Origin of the sequence: Streptomyces sp. NPDC088116, assembly GCF_044741745.1 — a bacterium.
GTDB lineage: Bacteria > Actinomycetota > Actinomycetes > Streptomycetales > Streptomycetaceae > Streptomyces.
The window spans coordinates 281,409-300,914 of record NZ_JBIUTF010000005.1; the positions used below are offsets into that span (position 1 = coordinate 281,409).

Below are 19,506 nucleotides of genomic sequence, written 5' to 3' on the forward strand. Positions count from 1 at the left end.
TCCGGCCACCACGGAGGTGGCGTTGGACTTCGACCGCTGACAGACCGCCGGCACCGGAGCCCTTGGGCCAGGGCCTCGTCGGGACGGCTCGGACCGGTCCGGGGCCAGCACCCCGTGCCCAAGGCCTCGTCCGGTGAGGGGCGGCGCATACCGGTCCCGTCCCGTTCCCATCCGGCCACCACGGAGGTGGCGTTGGACTTCGACCGCTGACAGACCGCCGGCACCGGAGCCCTTGGGCCAGGGCCTCGTCGGGACGGCTCGGACCGGCCCAGGACCAGCACCCCGGGCCCAAGGCCTCGTCCGGTGAGGGGCGGCGCATGCCGGTCCCGTTCCGTTCCGTTGCGACCGTACGGCAGCCGGACGAGCGGTCTCAGGCCCGTGCCCGGCCCTCCCGGACGGGCCTCAGAGGACGAAGGCCGGACTGCCGTTGTCGGTGACCATCGGACGCCCGGCGCCGTCCCAGGCGAGCATGCCGCCGTCGACGTTCACCGCGTCGATCCCCTGCTGCACCAGATACTGGGTGACCTGCGCCGAACGGCCACCGACCCGGCACATCACATACGCCCTCCGGCCGCCGTCCACCGCCTCGGTCACCTCACCGAAGCGGGCGACGAAGTCGCTCATCGGGACATGCAGGGCGCCCTCGACATGACCGGCCGCCCACTCGTCCGCCTCGCGGACGTCCAGCACCAGGCTGTCGGACGGAACCGCCGCGGCGTCGACCGAGGGCAGCGGAGCGAAATTCATGGGTGTCGCCTTCTCTCGTACGGGACCGGTGCCCAGGTTCCTGGGTGGGCCTGCGCCGGACTCGGCACCGGAACTCGGTATCGGAGTTCAGCGCGGGAATCCGCTACCGGAACCCGTCACGAGGATCCGGTGCCGGGATCCGGCCCGGAGCCAGGACGGGTCCCGGCCCGGGGCTCCGGAAAACCTACTCCACCAGCCCGGCGAGTCGCGTCTCACGCTCGGAGACCTCCGCCAGCAGCTGTTCGGCGATCTCCTCCAGCAGCCGGTCCGGGTCATCGGGCGCCATCTTGAGCATCGCGCCGATCGCGCTCTCCTCCAGCTCCTTGGCGACCAGCGTCAGCATCTCCTTGCGCTGGGACAGCCACTCCAGCCGGGCGTAGAGCTCCTCGCTCTCACTCAGCCGGGGCGCCCGCGGCGCGGGACCCGCCGCCCACTCCTCGACGAGTTCCTTCAGCAGCGGCTCGTCCCCGCGCCCGTACGCCGCGTTGACCCGCGTGATGAACTCCTCGCGGCGGGTCCGCTCCGTGTCTTCCCGCGCCAGGTCCGGATGCGCCTTGCGCACCAGATCGCGGTAGAGCTTGCGTGCCTCGTCGCTCGGCCTGACCCGCTTGGGCGGCCGCACCTGCTGGCCGGTGAGCATCGCCGCCGCCTCGGCCGACAGGCCGTCGGAGTCGAGCCAGTCGTGGAACAGCTCCTCGATGCCGGGCATCGGCTGCACGATCGCGCGGGCCTCGCGCGCCTTGCGCAGATCCTCGGGGTCGCCCGTACGAGCCGCACGGGCCTCGGCGATCATCGCGTCCAGCTCGTCCAACCGGGCGTACATCGGGCCGAGCCGCTGGTGATGCAGCCGGGAGAAGTTCTCCACCTCGATCCGGAAGGTCTCCAGAGCGATCTCGAACTCGATCAGGGCCTGCTCGGCAGCGCGCACGGCCTTCTCCAGCCGCGCCTCGGGCCGCGCCGCGGCCGCCTCGGGGCTCTCCGCCCCGGCGGCAGCCTCCGCGGCCGAGGCCGTGGCCGCCGCGTCGGACGTGACTGCCGCCTCACCCATGCCACCTGCCGCCGACGGCTCCCCCGGCCCGGCATCCGCCGCACCGCCCAGGCCCACGGCCGCCGTGGGCTCCGTGGCATCCGGCACGTCTCGTACGTCCTGCTCGTCTTCGTTACGGATCGTCGGCTCCCCAGGGGCGTCGTGCATCACCCGTCCAGCCTACGGGCGATCGCGGCCGCCTCCGCCCGCTGCCCGGCTGTCACACCCCGAGCTCGGCCGCTGTCCGCCCGCTCCTGATGGCCGTCACCAGCGCGGAATGGTCCGCCTCCGTCCGGTCGGCGTACGCCACGGCGAAGGCCGCGACGGCCGTGTCCAGCTCCTCGTTCTTGCCGCAGTACCCGGCTATCAGACGCGGATCCACGCTGTGCGCGTGCGCCCTGGCCAACAGCGCCCCGGTCATCCGGGCGTAGTCGTCCACCTGGTCGGCCGGCAGCGCCGCCGGATCCACGCTCCCCTTGCGGTTCCTGAACTGCCGTACCTGACAGGGCCTGCCCTGGACGGTCGTCCAGCCCAGCAGGTTGTCGCTCACCACCTGCATCCGCTTCTGGCCGAGAACCACGCGGCGCCCCTCGTGCGCCACCTCGGGTGCCTCGAATCCGACATCCGGCAGATGGGGCAACAGGGCGGAGGCCCGCGCCTCTTTCACCTGGAGCACCAACGGCTCGCCCAGGTGGTCGAGCAGCAGCACCACATACGACCGCGTCCCCACGCTGCCGGTGCCGACCACCCGGAACGCCACATCGTGAACCGCGTACCGCGCGAGCAGCGGCAGCCGGTCCTGGGAGAGCGTGCCCAGATACTCCTCCAGAGAGGCGGCGACCGCAGCGGCCTCCCCGTCGGGCACCCTGCGCAGCACGGGCGGGGCGTCGACGAAGCGCCGCCCCGCAGGGCCCTGCCCGTCCTCGTCCTCCAGCGCCTCGGTGGCCTTGGCAGCGAACCGCGCGCTCGTGTTGTTCCGGGCCTTCTCCGAGACGCGCTCCAGGGTGCCGGCCAGATCGCGCGCGTCCGCGTGCGAGACGAGTTCCTCGTCGGCGATCGCGTTCCACGCGTCCAGCGCCGGGAGCTTCGCCAGCAGCCGCATCGTGCGCCGGTAGGCGCCCACCGCGTCGTACGCCCCTCGCCGACAGGTGTCCTCGTCCGCTCCCGCCTCCCGGCCGGCCAGCACCAGCGAGGTGGCGAGCCGCTTGACGTCCCACTCCCAGGGACCGACCACGGTCTCGTCGAAGTCGTTGAGATCGATCACGAGCCGGCCGCGCGCGTCTCCGTACAGGCCGAAATTCGCCGCGTGCGCGTCACCGCAGATCTGCGCGCCGACACCGGTGACCGGCGTACTCGTCAGATCGTGAGCCATCAGCCCGGCGGCGCCCCGCAGAAAGGCGAAGGGCGTCGCGGCCATCCGTCCCACCCGGATCGGCACGAGCTCGGGCACCCGGCCGCGGCTCGACTCCTCGACGGCCCGCACCGCGTCGGGCCGCCCCGCCCCGAACGCCACCACGTCGTGCGAAGACCGCGGCACCCGGTCCCGCAGCGCCTTCCCCCGGGTCTTGGGAGCCTCGGCAGCGCCCGTATGCGGCGCGAAACCCAGCACTTCCGGAATGCGCCCGGGAACCGTCCGCCGTCCGGACACCACCGCCTCGGCCTCGCCCATGACGTGCCGCCTCCCCCGTACTCGTACCTCGCGTGAGATCAACTGCCCACGACGGTACCGTCGAGCGCGGACAACCGTCGTCGCCTGTGGACAACTCCCGCGCGGCCGACCGACCGCGCCGAGTCCACCATGGACCACGACGTCCCAGATCGCCCCGTGACCGTGTCAAACAGGGGTCCTCAACAGGGGTCCTCACAAGAACCTTCGGGCCTCTTCCACAGGTAGGAATCGGCCCACAGCGACAGTTCCTTCAACGCGGGTTCCATCGCCGCCCCCGCGTCGGTCAGCCGGTAGGAGACACGCAGCGGCGGCCCCTCGTCGACCTCGCGCACCACCAGCCCCGCCACGCCCAACTCGGTCAGCCGGTCCGAAAGCATGCGCTCACTGATGCCGGGGATCGCCCGGCGCAGCTCGGCGAAGTACGCCGGCCGTTCCATCAGTACGGAGATGATCGGCCCGGTCCAGCGCTTGCCGAGCAGCCCGAAGACCCGCGTGATACCCACGTCGACCTTCTTGCACGCGTCCTCGCTGTGGTCCGCCATAGGCACAGCGTACTGTCCCGAGCCAAGGGGATGAAAAAAAGTAAGTGACTATGCTATCCATAGGTGCGTACGGATTTTTCGTCCGTACGCCTCGTGCGCATACCCGCGTCACTTCGGTACGCGGCGTGCGCACTTATCCGTCGATCGCCCCCGCACCACCTATGGAGACCGTCATGGCCACGCTTCTGCACATCGACTCCGCCGTCTTCCCCGAAGGCTCCGCCTCGCGCGACATCACCGCCGCCTTCGTCCGGTCCTGGACGGAGCAGCACCCCGAGGGCAAGGTCATCTACCGCGACCTCGCCGCCACCCCGCTGCCGCACCTGGACATCGCCGCCGTCGTGGCGGGCGCGGAGAACGAACTGCGTGCCGAACTCGCGGCCGAGCTGGCCGAGGCCGACGCGGTACTCATCGGCGCCCCGATGTACAACTTCACGATCCCGTCCACCCTGAAGGCGTGGCTGGACCAGGTGATCATCGTCGGCCACAACGCGGGCCCCGACAGCACACTGGCGAGCACCCCGTTCACGGTCGTCGCCAGCCGCGGCGGCTCGTACGCCACCGGCACCCCGCGCGAGGACTTCGAGTTCGTCCAGACCTACCTGGAGAAGGTGCTCAACGGCATGTTCGGCGCCACGGAGATCGACTTCATCGTCCCGGAGCTGACCCTGGCCCACTCCAAGCCGGAGATGGCCGAACTGATCCCGCTCGCCGACGCGTCCCGCGCCAAGGCCGACGAAGAGGCCACCCAGAAGGCCAAGGCCCTGGCCGCCCGCCTCTCGGCCTGACCCCGCCCCTGAGCGTCCCCCGCCCGAGCTTCCCGGGCACCCGACGCCCCGAGAAGAGATGCCTCCCCCAGGGACCCGGCCCGTGGGAGGCATCTCTCACACCGCGCCGCCCCTGCCGCGGCCACAACGAACCGGACAAGAAACCGGCCGGAATGCGAAGTCCGGCCCGCCCCCGAAGACGTCCGGAGAACGGCGCCGCCCGAAGAAGCCGCAGACGTCCGGCAACGGGAAAACGTCTGCGTACGGGAAACGTGGCACGGGAAACGAAGAAGCCCCGCAGGTCGATGACCTGCGGGGCTTCTCTTCTGTGCGCGAGGGGGGAGTTGAACCCCCACGCCCTTTCGGGCACTGGAACCTGAATCCAGCGCGTCTGCCTATTCCGCCACCCGCGCATTGGGTGTGTCGTCCGGTGCTTCACCTGCCGGTGTGCGCTCCTGGCGACTTCGAGAAGATTAGCACGCTGGAGAGGGTGGGTTCACATCCGATTGTTTGGACGATCCGGCGGCGGAACAGGGAACCTGAGCCGGTCGCCACCCGCTCCTCCTGTGTACTCCCAGGGTGCGGGACACTGTCGGCAGGCCGCCTCTACGATCCCGTGTGAGAGGTGACACTCATGGACGGGGCAGACAAGGGGAACCACCCGATTTCCCTGCGCGTGGATACGATCAGTAAGCAGTACCAGGACGGCAACGACGGAGGAGGTGCCCCATGGGAGTCATGAAGCGTTTCGAACAGCGTCTCGAAGGTTTGGTCAACGGCACCTTCGCGAAGGTGTTCAAGTCCGAGGTCCAGCCCGTCGAGATCGCCGGCGCCCTCCAGCGCGAATGCGACAACAACGCAACGATCTGGAACCGCGAGCGGACCGTCGTACCCAATGACTTCATCGTGGAGCTGAGCACGCCCGACTACGAGCGTCTCAGCCCCTACTCCGGCCAGCTCGGCGACGAGCTGGCCGGGCTGGTCCGCGATTACGCGAAGCAGCAGCGCTACACCTTCATGGGCACGATCAAGGTCCATCTGGAGAAGGCGGAGGACCTCGACACCGGTCTGTACCGGGTGCGCAGCCGCACTCTGGCGTCGAGTTCGTCACAGGCGTCCGACCACGGACCCGCCGGCGCCGCGGCCGCCGCGGGCGCCCGCGGCGGTGCTCCCGGCGGCTACGGCTATCCGCCCAGCGCGGCACCCCCGATGCCGGCCGCTCCGCCACCCGGCTCCGGAGCCTCGCCCTCGGCGGGACGAGTACCGTCCGCAGGCCCCGGAGCTGCGGCGGGACACGGCGCGGGGCCGGGTTCCGGCGCCATGCCGCAGGGCCAGGTGCGCCGCTGGATCGAGATCAACGGCACCCGCCACCAGATCTCCCGTGCGACCCTCGTCCTGGGCCGCAGTACCGACGCCGACGTACGGATCGACGATCCCGGCGTCTCCCGCCGGCACTGCGAGATCCGCGCCGGAACGCCCCCTACGATCCAGGATCTCGGGTCCACCAACGGCATCGTGGTAGACGGACAGCACACCACCCGCGCTACGCTCCGCGACGGCTCGCGGATCGTCGTGGGCAACACCACCATCGTTTACAGGCAAGCCGAAGGGTGAAGCGGGGGCAATGTCAGAGCTGACCCTGACGGTCATGCGGCTAGGTTTTCTGGCCGTTCTGTGGCTGTTCGTGATCGTGGCCGTTCAGGTCATTCGTAGCGATCTGTTCGGAACACGCGTCACGCAGCGCGGCTCACGCCGCAATGCCGACTCCCGTCCGCAGCAGACGCGCCAGTCCGCTGCCGCGGCATCGCCGCCGCAGCAGCGCCAGCAGCAACAGCAGTCCGGCGGTCGTCAGCGCCGGGGAGCACCCACCAAGCTGGTCGTCTCCGAAGGCACCCTCACCGGAACCACGGTGGCGCTCCAGGGGCAGACCATCACGCTGGGCCGCGCGCACGATTCGACGATCGTGCTGGACGACGACTACGCGTCCAGCAGGCATGCCAGGATCTACCCGGACCGTGACGGCCAGTGGATCGTCGAGGATCTCGGGTCCACCAACGGCACGTATCTCGACCGGACCCGACTCACCAGCCCGACACCGATCGCGCCGGGCGCTCCGATTCGCATCGGCAAGACCGTCATCGAGCTGCGGAAGTAGTACGACAATGAGCGAGCGGAGCGAGCGAGCCGCAGCGGTCCCGACAGCGGACCGCAGCAGGCTCCCGACCGGAGGGTGGGCAGTGTGGCTCGAGACCGGCTGGCGCGACAGTCGACCGGCGAGCCGACGGGCGAGGTGCGCATGAGTCTCTCTCTGCGTTTCGCCGCCGGATCGCACAAGGGCATGATCCGGGAAGGCAACGAGGACTCCGGCTACGCCGGTCCCCGGCTGCTGGCCATCGCCGACGGCATGGGCGGCCAGGCCGCCGGTGAGGTCGCCTCCTCCGAGGTGATCTCCACGCTCGTGCAGCTCGACGACGACGTGCCCGGATCGGACATCCTCACCTCGCTCGGTACGGCGGTGCAGCGCGCCAACGACCAGTTGCGGGTGATGGTCGAGGAGGACCCCCAGCTGGAGGGCATGGGCACCACGCTCACCGCGCTCCTCTGGACCGGCCAGCGGCTCGGCCTCGTCCACGTCGGCGACTCCCGCGCGTACCTGCTCCGGGACGGCGTCCTGACCCAGATCACCCAGGACCACACCTGGGTGCAGCGGCTGGTCGACGAGGGCCGGATCACCGAGGAAGAGGCCACCACCCACCCGCAGCGCTCCCTGCTGATGCGCGCGCTGGGCAGCGGCGACCACGTCGAGCCCGATCTCTCGATCCGTGAAGTCCGCGCCGGCGACCGCTACTTGATCTGCTCGGACGGCCTCTCCGGCGTTGTCTCCCACCAGACGATGGAAGAGGCCCTCGCCGGCTACCAGGGCCCGCAGGAGACCATCCAGGACCTTATCCAGCTCGCCCTGCGCGGCGGCGGCCCCGACAACATCACCTGCATCGTGGCCGACGTCCTGGACGCCGAGACCAACGACACCCTGGCCGGTCAGCTCAACGACACCCCGGTCGTCGTCGGCGCGGTCGCCGAGAACCAGCTCCCGCTGAGTTCCGCCGAGGACGCCGCGATGCAGACCCCCGCGGGCCGTGCGGCCGGCCTCGGCCGCGACGTACCGCAGCAGCCCGGCGGCGGCTTCGGCCCGCCCGGCAGCGGTGACAGCTCCGACTACGACGGCATGCCGCCCGAGGGCAGCTTCGGCGCATACAGCGACGGGGACTTCACCAAACCACGTACGGGCCGTAAGTGGTTCATGAGATCCTTCTACACCGTGCTCGCGCTGGCCGTGGTCGGCGGCGGTCTGTACGGCGGTTACCGCTGGACGCAGACCCAGTACTACGTCGGCGCCGACAAGGAACATGTCGCGCTCTACCGGGGCATCAGCCAGGATCTGGGCTGGCTCTCGCTCTCCAAGGTGGAGAAAGAAACGGACATCGAACTCAAGTACCTCCCGGACTACCAGCGCAAGCAGGTCGAGGCCACCATCGCGGAGGGCAGCCTGGCCGACGGACGCGTCAAGATCGAGGAGCTCTCCGTCCAGGCGTCGGCCTGCAAGAAGGACGAGCTGCGCCGCCAGGCGGCCGACAAGCAGGCCGACGCGGTCACCGGCGAAGCCGGCGGCACGACCGGCACGGACTCCTCCGCGAAGACCACCGACATCAAGCCGAAAGCAGCTCCCACTCCAGGCCCCAGCCTCTCGGAGGACGAGCAAAAAGTGGCCTCGAACTGCGGGAAGCAGTAGTAGGCGGCCGTAGGGGGCCCTTCACCACCATGAGCGTTGTCACCAATACGACCACCATCGGCGCGATCGACGCACCGAGCCGGCGCAACACCGAGCTGGCTCTGCTCGCCTTCGCGGTCGCCATCCCGGTGTTCGCGTACCTGAACGTGGGGCTCGCCATGGACGGCGAGGTCCCCTCCGGAATGCTGGGCTACGGGCTGGGACTCGGCCTGCTCGCGGCCGTCGCACACCTCGTGGTGCGGAAATTCGCCCGCTACGCCGATCCGCTGCTGCTGCCGTTGGCGACGCTGCTCCAGGGCCTCGGTCTGGTACTGATCTGGCGCCTCGACCAGTCGCCGCGGCTGATCCGGCTCGCCGAGATCGCTTACAACTCCCCCTTCAAACCCGTCGCCCCGAAGCAGCTGATGTTCGCGGCGCTGGGCGTCGCTCTTTTCGCGGCCGTACTGATTCTCCTGAAGGATCACCGCATCCTGCAGCGCTATACCTACATCTCCATGGCCGTGGCGCTGGTGCTGCTCATCCTGCCGGTGTTCTTCCCGCCCCGGTTCGGTGCCAGGATCTGGATCCAGATCCCCGGTTTCGGCACCCTCCAGCCCGGTGAGTTCGCCAAGATCATCATCGCGATCTTCTTCTCCGGCTATCTGATGGTCAAACGCGACGCCCTGGCCCTCGCCAGCCGTCGCTTCATGGGGCTCTATCTGCCGCGTGGCCGTGACCTCGGCCCCATCCTCGCCATCTGGGCGATGTCGATCCTGATCCTCGTCTTCGAGACCGACCTCGGCACCTCGCTGCTCTTCTTCGGCCTCTTCGTGGTCATGCTGTACGTGGCGACCGAGCGCACCAGCTGGATCGTCTTCGGTCTGCTGATGTCCGTGGGAGGGGCCGTCGGCGTCGCGACCTTCGAGCCGCACGTCCAGTCCCGTGTCAATGCCTGGCTCGACCCCTTCGCCTGCTACAAGACAGACGGCAGCGGCGCCTGCCAGCAGATCGCCGACGGCCTGATGTCCTTCGGCTCCGGCGGCACCCTCGGCGCCGGGCTCGGCCAGGGGAATTCCGACCTCATCGGCTTCGCCGCCAACGCCGACTTCATCCTCACCACCGTCGGCGAGGAACTCGGTCTCGCGGGCACGATGGCGTTCCTGCTGCTCTACGGTCTGATCGTGGAGCGCGGTGTACGTACGGCCCTGGCCGCCCGCGACCCGTTCGGCAAGCTCCTCGCGATCGGCCTCTCCAGCGCCTTCGCCATCCAGGTCTTCGTCGTCGCCGGCGGCGTCCTGGGCCTCATCCCACTGACCGGTATGACCATGCCGTTCCTCGCGGCCGGTGGCTCCTCGATCCTCGCCAACTGGGCCCTGATCGGCATCCTGATCCGTATCAGTGACACCGCACGTCGGCCCGCACCGGCTCCCGCCCCGTCACCCGACGCCGAGATGACCCAGGTGGTCCGACCGTGAACAAGCCCCTGCGCCGCATCGCGATCTTCTGCGGACTCCTCGTCCTCGCCCTGCTGGTCCGGGTCAACTGGATCCAGTACGGCCGCGCCGAAGAGCTGAACACGCACGAGTACAACCGCCGGGTGCTCATCGAGCGCTACAGCCACGAGCGCGGAAACATCATCGTCGACGGCAAGCCGATCACCGGCTCCGCCAAGACCGACGGCACCGACTTCGCGTACAAGCGCACCTATACGGACGGCCCTATGTGGGCACCCGTCACCGGCTACGCCTCGCAGGCCTTCGGCGCCAACCAGATCGAGAATCTTGAGGACGGCGTCCTCAGCGGCAACGACGACCGGCTCTTCTTCGACCGCACCATGGGGATGTTCACGGGCAAGAAGCAGAGGGGCGGCAATGTCGTCACCACTCTGAACAGCGCCGCCCAGAAGGCCGCGTTCAAGGGCCTGGGCAAGAAGAAGGGCGCCGTCGCGGCCCTCGACCCGCAGACGGGCAAGATCCTCGCGCTGGCCTCCGCTCCCAGCTACGACCCCTCCAAGTTCGCCGGCAACAGCGACAAGGACAGCAAGGCCTGGACCGCGCTGGGCAAGAAGAACGACGCCAACGACCCGATGCTCAACCGCGCCCTGCGCGAGACCTACCCGCCCGGCTCCACGTTCAAGGTGCTGACCGCCGCCGCCGCTCTGGAGCACGGCACGGTCACGGACCCCGACGCGGCGACCGACTCGCCGTTGCCCTGGATCATGCCGGGGACCACCAGTCCGCTGCCGAACGAGAACAACATCCCCTGCAAGAACGTCTCGCTCCGCGAGGCGCTGCGGATGTCCTGCAACACCGTCTTCGGCAAGCTGGGAGCGGACCTCGGCAAGGACAAGATGCTGGAGACCGCGAAGAAGTTCGGCTTCAACGCGGAGCACTTCACCCCGGTCCGGGCCGATGCCTCGTACTTCTCCGACGACATGAACGTCTCGCAGACCGCGCTCTCCTCCATCGGCCAGTTCGACACCCGCGCCACCCCGCTCCAGATGGCCATGATCGCCTCCGCGGTCGCCAATGACGGCAAGCTGATGAAGCCGTACATGGTCGACCGGCTGGAAGCGCCCAACCTGGACGTGCTCGAGCAGACCGAGCCCGAGGAAATGAACCGGCCGCTGAGCCAGGAGCACGCCCAGATACTGCAGAGCGTCATGGAGACCGTCGTCAACGACGGCACCGGCAAGAACGCGCAGATCCCGGGAGTGACGGTCGGCGGCAAGACCGGTACCGCCCAGCACGGCGAGAACAACAGCAAGAACCCGTACGCCTGGTTCATCTCGTACGCCAAGACGGACGGCGGTTCGCCGGTCGCGGTCGCGGTCGTCGTCGAGGACGAGGAGGCCAGCCGTGACGACATCTCCGGTGGCGGTCTCGCCGCCCCCATCGCCAAGAGCGTGATGAAGGCAGTCGTCGACAGCAAGGAGTGACGCCGGTCACGCCTCACGTCCATATCTGCACATTGCGATACCGGTCGTATATCAGGTCACCGTTACGGGCCAACGGCATACGGCGTGCCCGGTAGCGTAGGCGCGAGCAGCACACCGCCGGACCACACACGGGTGCGGTCGGGACCGACGGAGAGGGCTGGAACAGTTATGGAAGAGCCGCGTCGCCTCGGCGGCCGGTACGAGCTGGGCTCGGTGCTCGGCCGTGGTGGCATGGCAGAGGTCTACCTCGCCCATGACACCCGGCTCGGCCGCACCGTCGCCGTGAAGACGCTGCGGGCGGATCTCGCCCGCGACCCGTCCTTCCAAGCCCGGTTCCGCCGTGAGGCCCAGTCAGCCGCCTCGCTCAACCACCCGGCGATCGTCGCCGTCTACGACACGGGCGAGGACTACGTCGACGGCGTCTCCCTCCCGTACATCGTGATGGAGCACGTCGACGGATCGACCCTGCGTGAGCTGTTGCACTCCGGGCGCAGACTGCTGCCCGAGCGCACGCTCGAGATGACGGTCGGCATCCTCCAGGCGCTGGAGTACTCGCACCGAAACGGCATCGTGCACCGTGACATCAAGCCGGCCAACGTCATGCTGACGCGCACCGGCCAGGTCAAGGTCATGGACTTCGGCATCGCCCGCGCGATGGGCGACTCCGGTATGACGATGACGCAGACCTCGGCCGTCATCGGCACCGCCCAGTACCTCTCCCCCGAGCAGGCCAAGGGCGAGCAGGTCGACGCGCGTTCCGACCTCTACTCCACCGGCTGCCTGCTGTACGAACTGCTGACAGTCCGGCCGCCCTTCATCGGTGACTCGCCGGTCGCGGTGGCCTATCAGCATGTACGGGAAGAGCCGCAGACGCCGAGCGTCTTCGACCCCGAGATCACGCCCGAGATGGACGCGATCGTGCTGAAGGCCCTGGTCAAGGACCCGGACTACCGCTACCAGTCCGCCGACGAGATGCGCGCCGACATCGAGGCCTGCCTCGACGGGCAGCCCGTCGCGGCCACGGCGGCCATGGGCGCGGTCGGCTACGGCGGCGGTTACGGCGGCGGCGACCAGCAGACGGCGGCGCTGCGCCAGCACGAACCGGCCGGCGGCCAGACGGCGATGCTGCCGCCGGTGAACCCGAACGACGGCGGCTACGACGGATACGACGAGCGCCGGGAGCGGCGTCGGCAGCCCCCGAAGAAGTCCAACACCTCGACCATCCTGCTGGTGGTCGCGGGCGTCCTGGTGCTGATCGGCGCGATCCTCATCGGCCGGGCGATCTTCCCCGGCGACGACGGCAACAACAGCGAGGTGCCGGTCCCGCAACTCGTCGGCAAGACCCTCGCGGAGGCCGAGCAGCTCGCGAGCAACGCGAGTGTGAAGGTGGCCGAATCGGGTTCGGAACGCTGCGACGAGCCCAAGGGTGCGATCTGCAGCCAGGCCCCCGAGAGCGGCAAGATGAACCAGGGCGAGACCGTCCGGGTCGTCGTCTCGGAGGGCGCCCCGAAGGTCAAGGTCCCCGACGTCACACAGAAGGACGTCGACAACGCGACCCGCATACTCAAGAACGACGGCTTCGAGGTCAAGACCGAGGAGGCCGAGTCCTCGGAACAGGATCCCGGCACGGTCCTCGATCAGAATCCCAAGGGCGGCGCGAAGGCCGAGCAGAAGTCCACGATCACGCTGACGATCGCGAAGCAGAGCCAGATCCCCGTTCCGGACGTGACCGGCCAGTCGGCGGACAGCGCCGAGGCACAGCTGAAGACGCTCGGCTTCACGGTCGCACGGACCCAGGTGGACTCGGAACAGCCTCCCGGCACCGTCACCGCGCAGTCCCCGGGCGGCAACACGCAGGCCGCCAAGGGAGCCCAGATCACCCTGAGCGTCTCCAAGGGCCCGCAGCAGCAGCCGGTCCAGATCCCCGGCGACATCGTCGGCAAGCGCCTCGGAGAGGCACAGGCCACGCTCCAGGGCCTGGGCCTGAATGTCTCGCTCGCGCCGGGCTCGTCCAACGACGGCAACGCCCTCGTGGTGAAGGCCGATCCCGGAGCCGGCCAGCAGGTCAACAAGGGAGACACCGTCACCCTGACCACGCTGGGTGGCAACAACAACGGCAACAACGGTGACAACGGCAACAATGGCGACGAAGACAACGGCGGCTTCTTCGGCGGCGCCACCGGTTAGGTCCGCCTAGGCCCGAAGTAAGCGAACGGCCCCGGCACCCCCCAAAGGGTGCCGGGGCCGTTCTGTTCCGTACAGCTCGTCAGCCTTCTCAGGCGCTCATCAGCGCAGTTCCGGCGGGAGCGCGCGCTCCTTGTCGACCTTCTCCGTACGGACGAGCTCGGCCCACACGATGTAGCGGTAGTCCGAGGTGTAGACCGGCGTGCAGGTCGTCAGCGTGAGATAGCGGCCCGGCTTGGTCTTCCCGGATTCCTTGGGGACCGGCTGGAGCACGTCCACGTTGTACTTCGAGGTCTTCGGCAGCTCCTTGAAGACCTTGTAGACGTACCAGGTGTCGCGGGTCTCGAAGACGACCGGGTCGCCGTCCTTGAGCTTGTGGATGTTGTGGAACCTCGCCCCGTGGCCGTCGCGGTGCGCGGCCAGCGTGAAGTTGCCCTTCTTGTCCCAGGGGAGCGCCGACTTGACGGGGTCGGTGTAGTAACCGGCGATGCCGTTGTTCAGCGACGACGCGCTGGTGCCCTTCTTGACGAGCACCTCGCGACTGCCCATCGCGGGGACGTGCAGGAAGCCGATGCCGTCCTCGGAGTCGAAGGTCCGGGGGCTGTCGCCGGTGGCGCCCCGCGCCCAGCCGTGCCGTACGTCGTCGCCCTGCTTGGCGGCTTCGCGGTCTGCCAGGACATTCGTCCACCACAGCGAGTAGACGACGAAGAGGCCCATCACCACACCGGCGGTGATGAGGAGTTCACCGAAGACGCTGACCGCGGCGACGATCCGGCCGCGGATCCGGGGCCGCCGGGCCACTACCGGTTCGGGGGCCGGATCGGGAGCCGGATCGGGGTCCGAGGGCGGCGCCGCGTCGGTCGTGGGCGGGTCCGGCGGGGGCGGCGTGCCGTTCTGCTCGTCGTTGTCGGTCCTCGCTGCCACCGCACCCGTCCCCGTCCCTGTCGTTTCCGATCGGCCTCAGCCGACGAGAGCGTCGGGCTTGCCCTTGCTGCGTGGCCGTTCCTCCACCATCTTGCCCCACACGATCATGCGATAGGTACTGGTGAACTCCGGTGTGCAGGTTGTCAGCGTGATGTAGCGCCCCTCCTTCGTGAACCCCGATCCCGCCGGTACGGGACGGATCACGCTCACGTTGGACGGTGGCGTCTGCGGCAGGATGCTGGCCATGTCGTACGTGTAGTACGCCTCCCGCGTCTCGACGATGATCTCGTCGCCGGGCTTCAACTGGTTGATGTACCGGAACGGTTCGCCGTGGGTGTTCCGGTGACCGGCCACCGCGAAATTGCCCTTCTTGTCGTCGGGCATCGCCGTCTTGAGCCTGCCCTCCGCGTAGTGGCCGACCATGCCGTGGTCCAGGACCTTGGACTTGCTGATGCCCTCGGCGATCGGCACGACGACGTCCAGCTTGGGGATGTGCATGATGGCGAAGCCCTGGCCGGGCTCGAAGGCACCGGGCTTCCGGCCGTTCGCGAAGCCGTCCTGGATCTTGTTCGTCTCCTGGCCCGCGTACATCCCGGCCCGGATGTTCGTCCACCAGAGCTGATACGTGACGAACAGCAGCATCACGACACCGAAGGTGATGAACAGCTCGCCGACCACGCGGCTGGCGATGACGGCGGGGCTCTCCTTACGGAGGCGTGCCGCGCGGCGTGCCTCCACGCGGGAGAGCGGCCTGGCGGCCGCGCCCGCCGCCGAGCCGTGCTCGGACTCGGCCGCCGGGGGCTCCGAGCGCTTACGGGCCCGGCTGCCGCCCTTGGCCGCCTTACGGCGCTCGGCACGGCCTCCAGTGGGCGCCTGCGGCTCCTCCCGGCGACGAGCGGCCGCGGAGCCGGCCCCTGCACCCGCCTCGGCCGCGCGGCGCGTGTCCGCCGTACGGAGCCCGATCGTCTGGTCGTCCTCAGGAGGGGCGGGTATACCAGGGGCCGGTACGGGGGGCGGAGCGGCGGATACGGGCTCGGAGGCCGGATCGGGTACGGCGGCGGCCTGGTCCGGTCCCGGCCCCTGGGGCCCCTGCGCGTAGTACGGGGACCCGCCGGGCCACTCCCCCTGAGGGTCCTGCTCCGCGTACTGGCGGTAGTAGTCGCCGGACCACTGCGGCTCCGGGGGCTGTGGGCCCGGTGCGGGCGCCGCGGCGAGGCCGTCGTCCGGGAGCCATGGCGCGTCCGGCGGTCTGCGGTGCTCCGGCTGTCCCGGGCCTCTCCGCTGCTCCTGCTGCCCGGGGATACCCGGGGGCCCCTGGGGATCCTGAGATCCGCGCTGCGGCCCCCGGTGCCGCCCCCGCCCGGGTCTCTCCTGAGGCGGCTGCCGTTGTCCCGGAAGCGGATCGCTCAGCGGATCCGCCAGCCCGTCGACCGCCGCCTCCAACTCGCCGGAGTCCCCGTACGCTCCCTGCTCGTGGGAGCCTCCGTAACCGGCGTCGTCGCCGGGACGGGGTGCGGTCACGCGAGTGCCTTGCCCACCACCGGCGCCAGGCCCTCGGACCGGCCCACCGCGCCCGGATCACCGCACTGCGCCAGCCAGTTGGCCAGCATCAGATGACCGTATTCGGTGAGGACCGACTCGGGGTGGAACTGGACTCCCTCGACGGGCAGTTCACGGTGGCGCAGGCCCATGATGATGCCGTCCTCGGTCCGGGCCGTGACCTCCAGCTCGGCGGGCAGCTCGGCCGGCTCGGCCGCGAGCGAGTGGTAGCGGGTCGCGGTGAACGGCGAGGGCAGCCCCGCGAAGACGCCCTTGCCCTCGTGCGTGACGAGGGATGTCTTGCCGTGCAGCAGCTCGGGGGCCCGGTCGACCACTCCGCCGTACGCCACGGCCATCGACTGCATGCCGAGGCAGACACCGAAGACCGGCATGCCCGTACCGGCGCAGTGGCGCACCATGTCGACGCAGATACCGGCCTGTTCGGGGGTGCCGGGCCCGGGGGAGAGCAGGACTCCGTCGAAGCCGTCGGCGTGCGAGGTGGCCACCTCGTCGTTGCGCAGCACCTCGCACTCGGCACCGAGCTGGTAGAGGTACTGGACGAGGTTGAAGACGAAGCTGTCGTAGTTGTCGACAACGAGGATGCGCGCGCTCATGAGGCGGCCCCCGCTCCGTCGACCGTCACGTCGTTGAACGGCAGCAACGGCTCCGCCCACGGGAAGACGTACTGGAACAGCACGAAGACGACGGCGATCGCCAGCACGAGCGAGATCGACGCCCGCAGCCACACGTTGCCCGGCAGATGCCGCCAGATCCAGCCGTACATGCTGTCCCTTCCGTTCGGTGCCGCCCCAGGCGGTACCGCACCAGACTAAAGGGCGACGGTGACACATGGGCGGCGCATGCGTCAGGTGTACCGAGGTTCGTGCTTGCTCTTCGCCACAGGCGCGGGACGGAAACCGGAGGGACGCCCGCTACTCGACGGGCTTCGCGTAGTGAAGATCCACCGTGCCCGAGTAGCCCGGAAGTGTCGTCCTGCCGAACTCGTCAACCTTCCAGCCGAGACCGTAGGCCTTGACGTACAGCTGGTAGTTCTGGAGCGCCCGGGAGTCGGCGAGTCCCTTACGGAGCCTGTCCCGGTCACCGACAGCGGTGATCTTGTAGGGCGGGGAGTAGACACGCCCCTGGAGGATCAGCGTGTTGCCCACGCACCGCACCGCGCTGGTGGAGATCAACCGCTGGTCCATGACCCGGATGCCCTCGGCACCGCCGTCCCACAGGGCGTTGACGACGGCCTGGAGATCCTGCTGGTGGATGACGAGGTCATTGGGCTGCGGCTCGGGATAACCGGGGTTCGCGGTGGCGTTCGGCGGCGCGTCGTCGAGGGTGACGGTGAGTCCCTGGCCGGTGAGCTTCTCGGTGCCCGCGGTCTTCTCCAGGGCGCGCAGCTTGGCGTTCTCTGCCTCGGTGGAGCCGTCGTCGCGGCTGACGAGGGTGTCGATGTCGTGCCGTAGCGCGGCGGTCCTGTCACCCAGCTCGTGGTTCTTGCGGTCGCGCTCGTGGATCAGGTCGGAGAGCTTCAGCAGCGAGGCGTCGGTACGGATGTTCGTGCCCTTGGCCGTGTTGAAACTGGTCACGAAGATCAGTCCGGCGAGCGCGAAGACGGCAGCGGTGAGCAGCCGGACGGGCCGTCGGACGGATCGGCGGACCGGCCCTGGGGGAGAGTCGGCGGAATTGCTCAACGTACCCTTATCTCCTTAGGCGCCACGGAAGCACTACGCTAACGGACGCCCGGGGGCGGTGGTGTTCCCCCTGCTCCCCACCCCGGCACCCCTTTTCGCCCCCTGCGCGGTCACGCAGCGCATCGACAGGAGAGTCCCTCGTGCCGAAGTCACGTATCCGCAAGAAGGCCGACTTCACGCCGCCGCCGGCCGCGAAGCAGGCGGTCAACATAAAGCTCACCAACCGGAGCTGGGTGGCGCCGGTCATGCTCGCCCTGTTCCTGATCGGGCTCGCCTGGATCGTCGTCTTCTATGTGACCGACGGCGACCTTCCGGTGAAGAGTTTCGGGAACTGGAACATCGTGGTCGGGTTCGGTTTCATCGCCGCCGGCTTCGGCGTCTCCACCCAGTGGAAGTAGCCGGTACACCGCTCCACCGTCAAGCTCTGCCCCTACTTATCCACAGCGTTGTCCACAGCAGGGGAAAAGGTCAGACGATCTGTGGATAACTCCACGGGATGTTGACGCCGGTGTGACTGCATCCGCCATTCTGATGACACCGAAGCCCCTTGTCGCTACTGGTCAAACCCACATTGGCGACAAGGGGCACGCATGTTCCCCACAGGATGCACAAGATCCGGCACACACTGTGGACAACTGTGGGGTACGGGCCGTCCCGGTGGCGTCACGCTGAGGTGACGGGACCCTGGCGACCGGCCCTCCATGGCCCCTCCACGGACCCTCCGCGACCGGATCGGGCACCCGAAAGCCGCCTCGGGCTCGCCAAGGTCACCTCAGGCACCGGAAGTCAGCGACGCCGTCCTGAGCACGATGATCACGACGGTCGCCACCAGCACCAGCGCGCACGTCCCGTACTGCACCAGTGCCCGGCGCTCACGAGGCGCGTGCACCATGCCTATCGCGATCGCCGTACCCGCCACCAGGCCACCGACATGCGCCTCCCAGGCGATCCCGGCCCAGGTGAAGGTGAAGAGCAGGTTCAGCGCCAGCAGGGCGAGGACCGGCCGCATGTCGTAGTTGAGCCGGCGCATCAGTACGGCGGTGGCGCCGAGCAGCCCGAAGATGGCGCCGGAAGCGCCCAGCGAGGGCTGGTTCGGCGCGGCCACGAGATAGGTGAGGGCACTGCCTGCCAGGCCGGAGAGCAGGTAGAGCGCCAGAAAGCGGACCCGGCCGAGCGCCGCTTCCAGTGGGCCGCCGAGCCACCACAGGCCCAGCATGTTGAAGCCGATGTGCCACACCTCCTGGTGCAGGAACATCGCGGTGACCAGCCGGTACCATTCACCGTCCGCCACGCCGACGACATGGCCGAGCTGAGGATCGCGGGCGATCCCGATGAGATCGAGATCCGCGACGAGGCGGTAGTTGTCACCCACCGCGAGAACGGCGACGAAGACCGCGACATTGATGCCCAGCAGGATCTTGGTGAGCAGCCGGGGATCGGCCGCGATCGTGCCGCCGGCGAGAGTGCGGGGCGCGGCGGCCGTCGCCCCGCGCCCCGTACCGCGGACACAGTCCGGGCACTGGAATCCGACAGAGGCGCTGACCATGCACTCCGGACAGATGGGGCGCTCGCAGCGGGTGCAGCTTATGCCCGTCTCCCGGCCCGGATGCCGGTAACAGCTGGGCGGACCCTCACTGACGGCGGGCTGGTCCTGGCCTCCACGGCCTCCTGGCGGGTGGTCCATCGGTCCCCTCGGTCCT

At 69.1% G+C, this 19,506-nt stretch carries 18 protein-coding genes and 1 tRNA gene; 8 read left to right on the forward strand and 11 right to left on the reverse strand.

All coding sequences use genetic code 11. The features are described 5' to 3' along the window. Nucleotides 1-402: 402 nt before the first annotated feature. The 4 genes from ACIOJD_RS21795 to ACIOJD_RS21810 all read right to left on the reverse strand — a co-directional run bounded on the left by ACIOJD_RS21795 (nucleotide 403) and on the right by ACIOJD_RS21810 (nucleotide 3,985). A complete protein-coding gene (locus ACIOJD_RS21795; RefSeq protein ID WP_401916098.1) occupies nucleotides 403-747 on the reverse strand; it encodes a rhodanese-like domain-containing protein in 345 nt (114 codons plus the stop codon). A 184-nt stretch (nucleotides 748-931) separates the two neighbouring features. Further along, a complete protein-coding gene (locus ACIOJD_RS21800) occupies nucleotides 932-1,945 on the reverse strand; it encodes a hypothetical protein (RefSeq protein WP_401916100.1) in 1,014 nt (337 codons plus the stop codon). Between the two features lie 49 nt (nucleotides 1,946-1,994). After that, on the reverse strand, nucleotides 1,995-3,443 hold the full coding sequence (locus tag ACIOJD_RS21805) for a DUF2252 domain-containing protein (protein ID WP_401916103.1): 1,449 nt from the start codon (nucleotides 3,441-3,443) through the stop codon (nucleotides 1,995-1,997). Nucleotides 3,444-3,622: 179 nt separating this feature from the next. After that, nucleotides 3,623-3,985 (reverse strand): winged helix-turn-helix transcriptional regulator, encoded by a 363-nt coding sequence (locus ACIOJD_RS21810; protein WP_401916106.1) that lies wholly within the window; start codon nucleotides 3,983-3,985, stop codon nucleotides 3,623-3,625. Nucleotides 3,986-4,158: 173 nt separating this feature from the next. On the opposite strand from ACIOJD_RS21810, the gene ACIOJD_RS21815 reads away from it, so the two are divergent. After that, nucleotides 4,159-4,773, forward strand: a complete 615-nt coding sequence (locus ACIOJD_RS21815) for an FMN-dependent NADH-azoreductase (protein WP_401916108.1) — start codon at nucleotides 4,159-4,161, stop codon at nucleotides 4,771-4,773. Nucleotides 4,774-5,081: 308 nt separating this feature from the next. Here the strand turns inward: ACIOJD_RS21815 and ACIOJD_RS21820 are convergent. Continuing rightward, a tRNA-Leu gene (locus ACIOJD_RS21820) sits at nucleotides 5,082-5,165 on the reverse strand. 316 nt (nucleotides 5,166-5,481) lie between these two features. On the opposite strand from ACIOJD_RS21820, the gene ACIOJD_RS21825 reads away from it, so the two are divergent. From ACIOJD_RS21825 to pknB, 6 genes are all read left to right on the forward strand, one after another. Then, nucleotides 5,482-6,366: an FhaA domain-containing protein gene (locus ACIOJD_RS21825; protein ID WP_401916111.1), complete on the forward strand. Its 885-nt coding sequence runs from the start codon at nucleotides 5,482-5,484 to the stop codon at nucleotides 6,364-6,366. Between the two features lie 10 nt (nucleotides 6,367-6,376). Continuing rightward, nucleotides 6,377-6,907 (forward strand): FHA domain-containing protein, encoded by a 531-nt coding sequence (locus ACIOJD_RS21830; protein WP_401882210.1) that lies wholly within the window; start codon nucleotides 6,377-6,379, stop codon nucleotides 6,905-6,907. A gap of 141 nt (nucleotides 6,908-7,048) precedes the next feature. After that, entirely contained in the window at nucleotides 7,049-8,542 is a 1,494-nt protein-coding gene (locus ACIOJD_RS21835) for a PP2C family protein-serine/threonine phosphatase (RefSeq protein ID WP_401916114.1), read from the forward strand. A 29-nt stretch (nucleotides 8,543-8,571) separates the two neighbouring features. Beyond that, nucleotides 8,572-9,996: an FtsW/RodA/SpoVE family cell cycle protein gene (locus ACIOJD_RS21840; protein ID WP_401882214.1), complete on the forward strand. Its 1,425-nt coding sequence runs from the start codon at nucleotides 8,572-8,574 to the stop codon at nucleotides 9,994-9,996. Beyond that, a complete protein-coding gene (locus ACIOJD_RS21845) occupies nucleotides 9,993-11,459 on the forward strand; it encodes a peptidoglycan D,D-transpeptidase FtsI family protein (RefSeq protein ID WP_401916119.1) in 1,467 nt (488 codons plus the stop codon). Before ACIOJD_RS21840 ends, ACIOJD_RS21845 begins: the two co-directional genes overlap by 4 nt. Before the next feature lie 168 nt (nucleotides 11,460-11,627). Beyond that, on the forward strand, nucleotides 11,628-13,646 hold the full coding sequence (gene pknB / locus ACIOJD_RS21850) for a Stk1 family PASTA domain-containing Ser/Thr kinase (protein ID WP_401916122.1): 2,019 nt from the start codon (nucleotides 11,628-11,630) through the stop codon (nucleotides 13,644-13,646). Between the two features lie 99 nt (nucleotides 13,647-13,745). On the opposite strand, the gene ACIOJD_RS21855 is transcribed toward pknB, so the two are convergent. From ACIOJD_RS21855 to ACIOJD_RS21875, 5 genes are all read right to left on the reverse strand, one after another. Continuing rightward, complete coding sequence (locus tag ACIOJD_RS21855; protein ID WP_401916125.1) at nucleotides 13,746-14,567, reverse strand: class E sortase; 822 nt, start codon at nucleotides 14,565-14,567, stop codon at nucleotides 13,746-13,748. A 36-nt stretch (nucleotides 14,568-14,603) separates the two neighbouring features. Continuing rightward, on the reverse strand, nucleotides 14,604-16,088 hold the full coding sequence (locus ACIOJD_RS21860) for a class E sortase (RefSeq protein ID WP_401916128.1): 1,485 nt from the start codon (nucleotides 16,086-16,088) through the stop codon (nucleotides 14,604-14,606). Next, complete coding sequence (locus ACIOJD_RS21865; protein ID WP_401916131.1) at nucleotides 16,085-16,720, reverse strand: aminodeoxychorismate/anthranilate synthase component II; 636 nt, start codon at nucleotides 16,718-16,720, stop codon at nucleotides 16,085-16,087. Before ACIOJD_RS21865 ends, ACIOJD_RS21860 begins: the two co-directional genes overlap by 4 nt. Continuing rightward, complete coding sequence (locus ACIOJD_RS21870) at nucleotides 16,717-16,890, reverse strand: hypothetical protein (protein ID WP_401916134.1); 174 nt, start codon at nucleotides 16,888-16,890, stop codon at nucleotides 16,717-16,719. Before ACIOJD_RS21870 ends, ACIOJD_RS21865 begins: the two co-directional genes overlap by 4 nt. A gap of 148 nt (nucleotides 16,891-17,038) precedes the next feature. After that, the gene (locus ACIOJD_RS21875; protein ID WP_401916137.1) at nucleotides 17,039-17,806 is read right to left on the reverse strand and encodes a DUF881 domain-containing protein; all 768 of its coding nucleotides are present in this window, start codon (nucleotides 17,804-17,806) and stop codon (nucleotides 17,039-17,041) included. Nucleotides 17,807-17,946: 140 nt separating this feature from the next. Here ACIOJD_RS21875 and crgA point away from each other — a divergent pair, with 140 nt between their 5' ends. Then, nucleotides 17,947-18,204 carry a cell division protein CrgA gene (gene crgA / locus ACIOJD_RS21880; RefSeq protein WP_401882238.1) on the forward strand — a complete coding sequence of 86 codons (258 nt, stop codon included), beginning with the start codon at nucleotides 17,947-17,949 and terminating at the stop codon, nucleotides 18,202-18,204. A 374-nt stretch (nucleotides 18,205-18,578) separates the two neighbouring features. Here the strand turns inward: crgA and ACIOJD_RS21885 are convergent, their stop codons facing one another. Next, entirely contained in the window at nucleotides 18,579-19,490 is a 912-nt protein-coding gene (locus ACIOJD_RS21885) for a rhomboid family intramembrane serine protease (RefSeq protein ID WP_401916139.1), read from the reverse strand. Nucleotides 19,491-19,506: the final 16 nt, after the last annotated feature.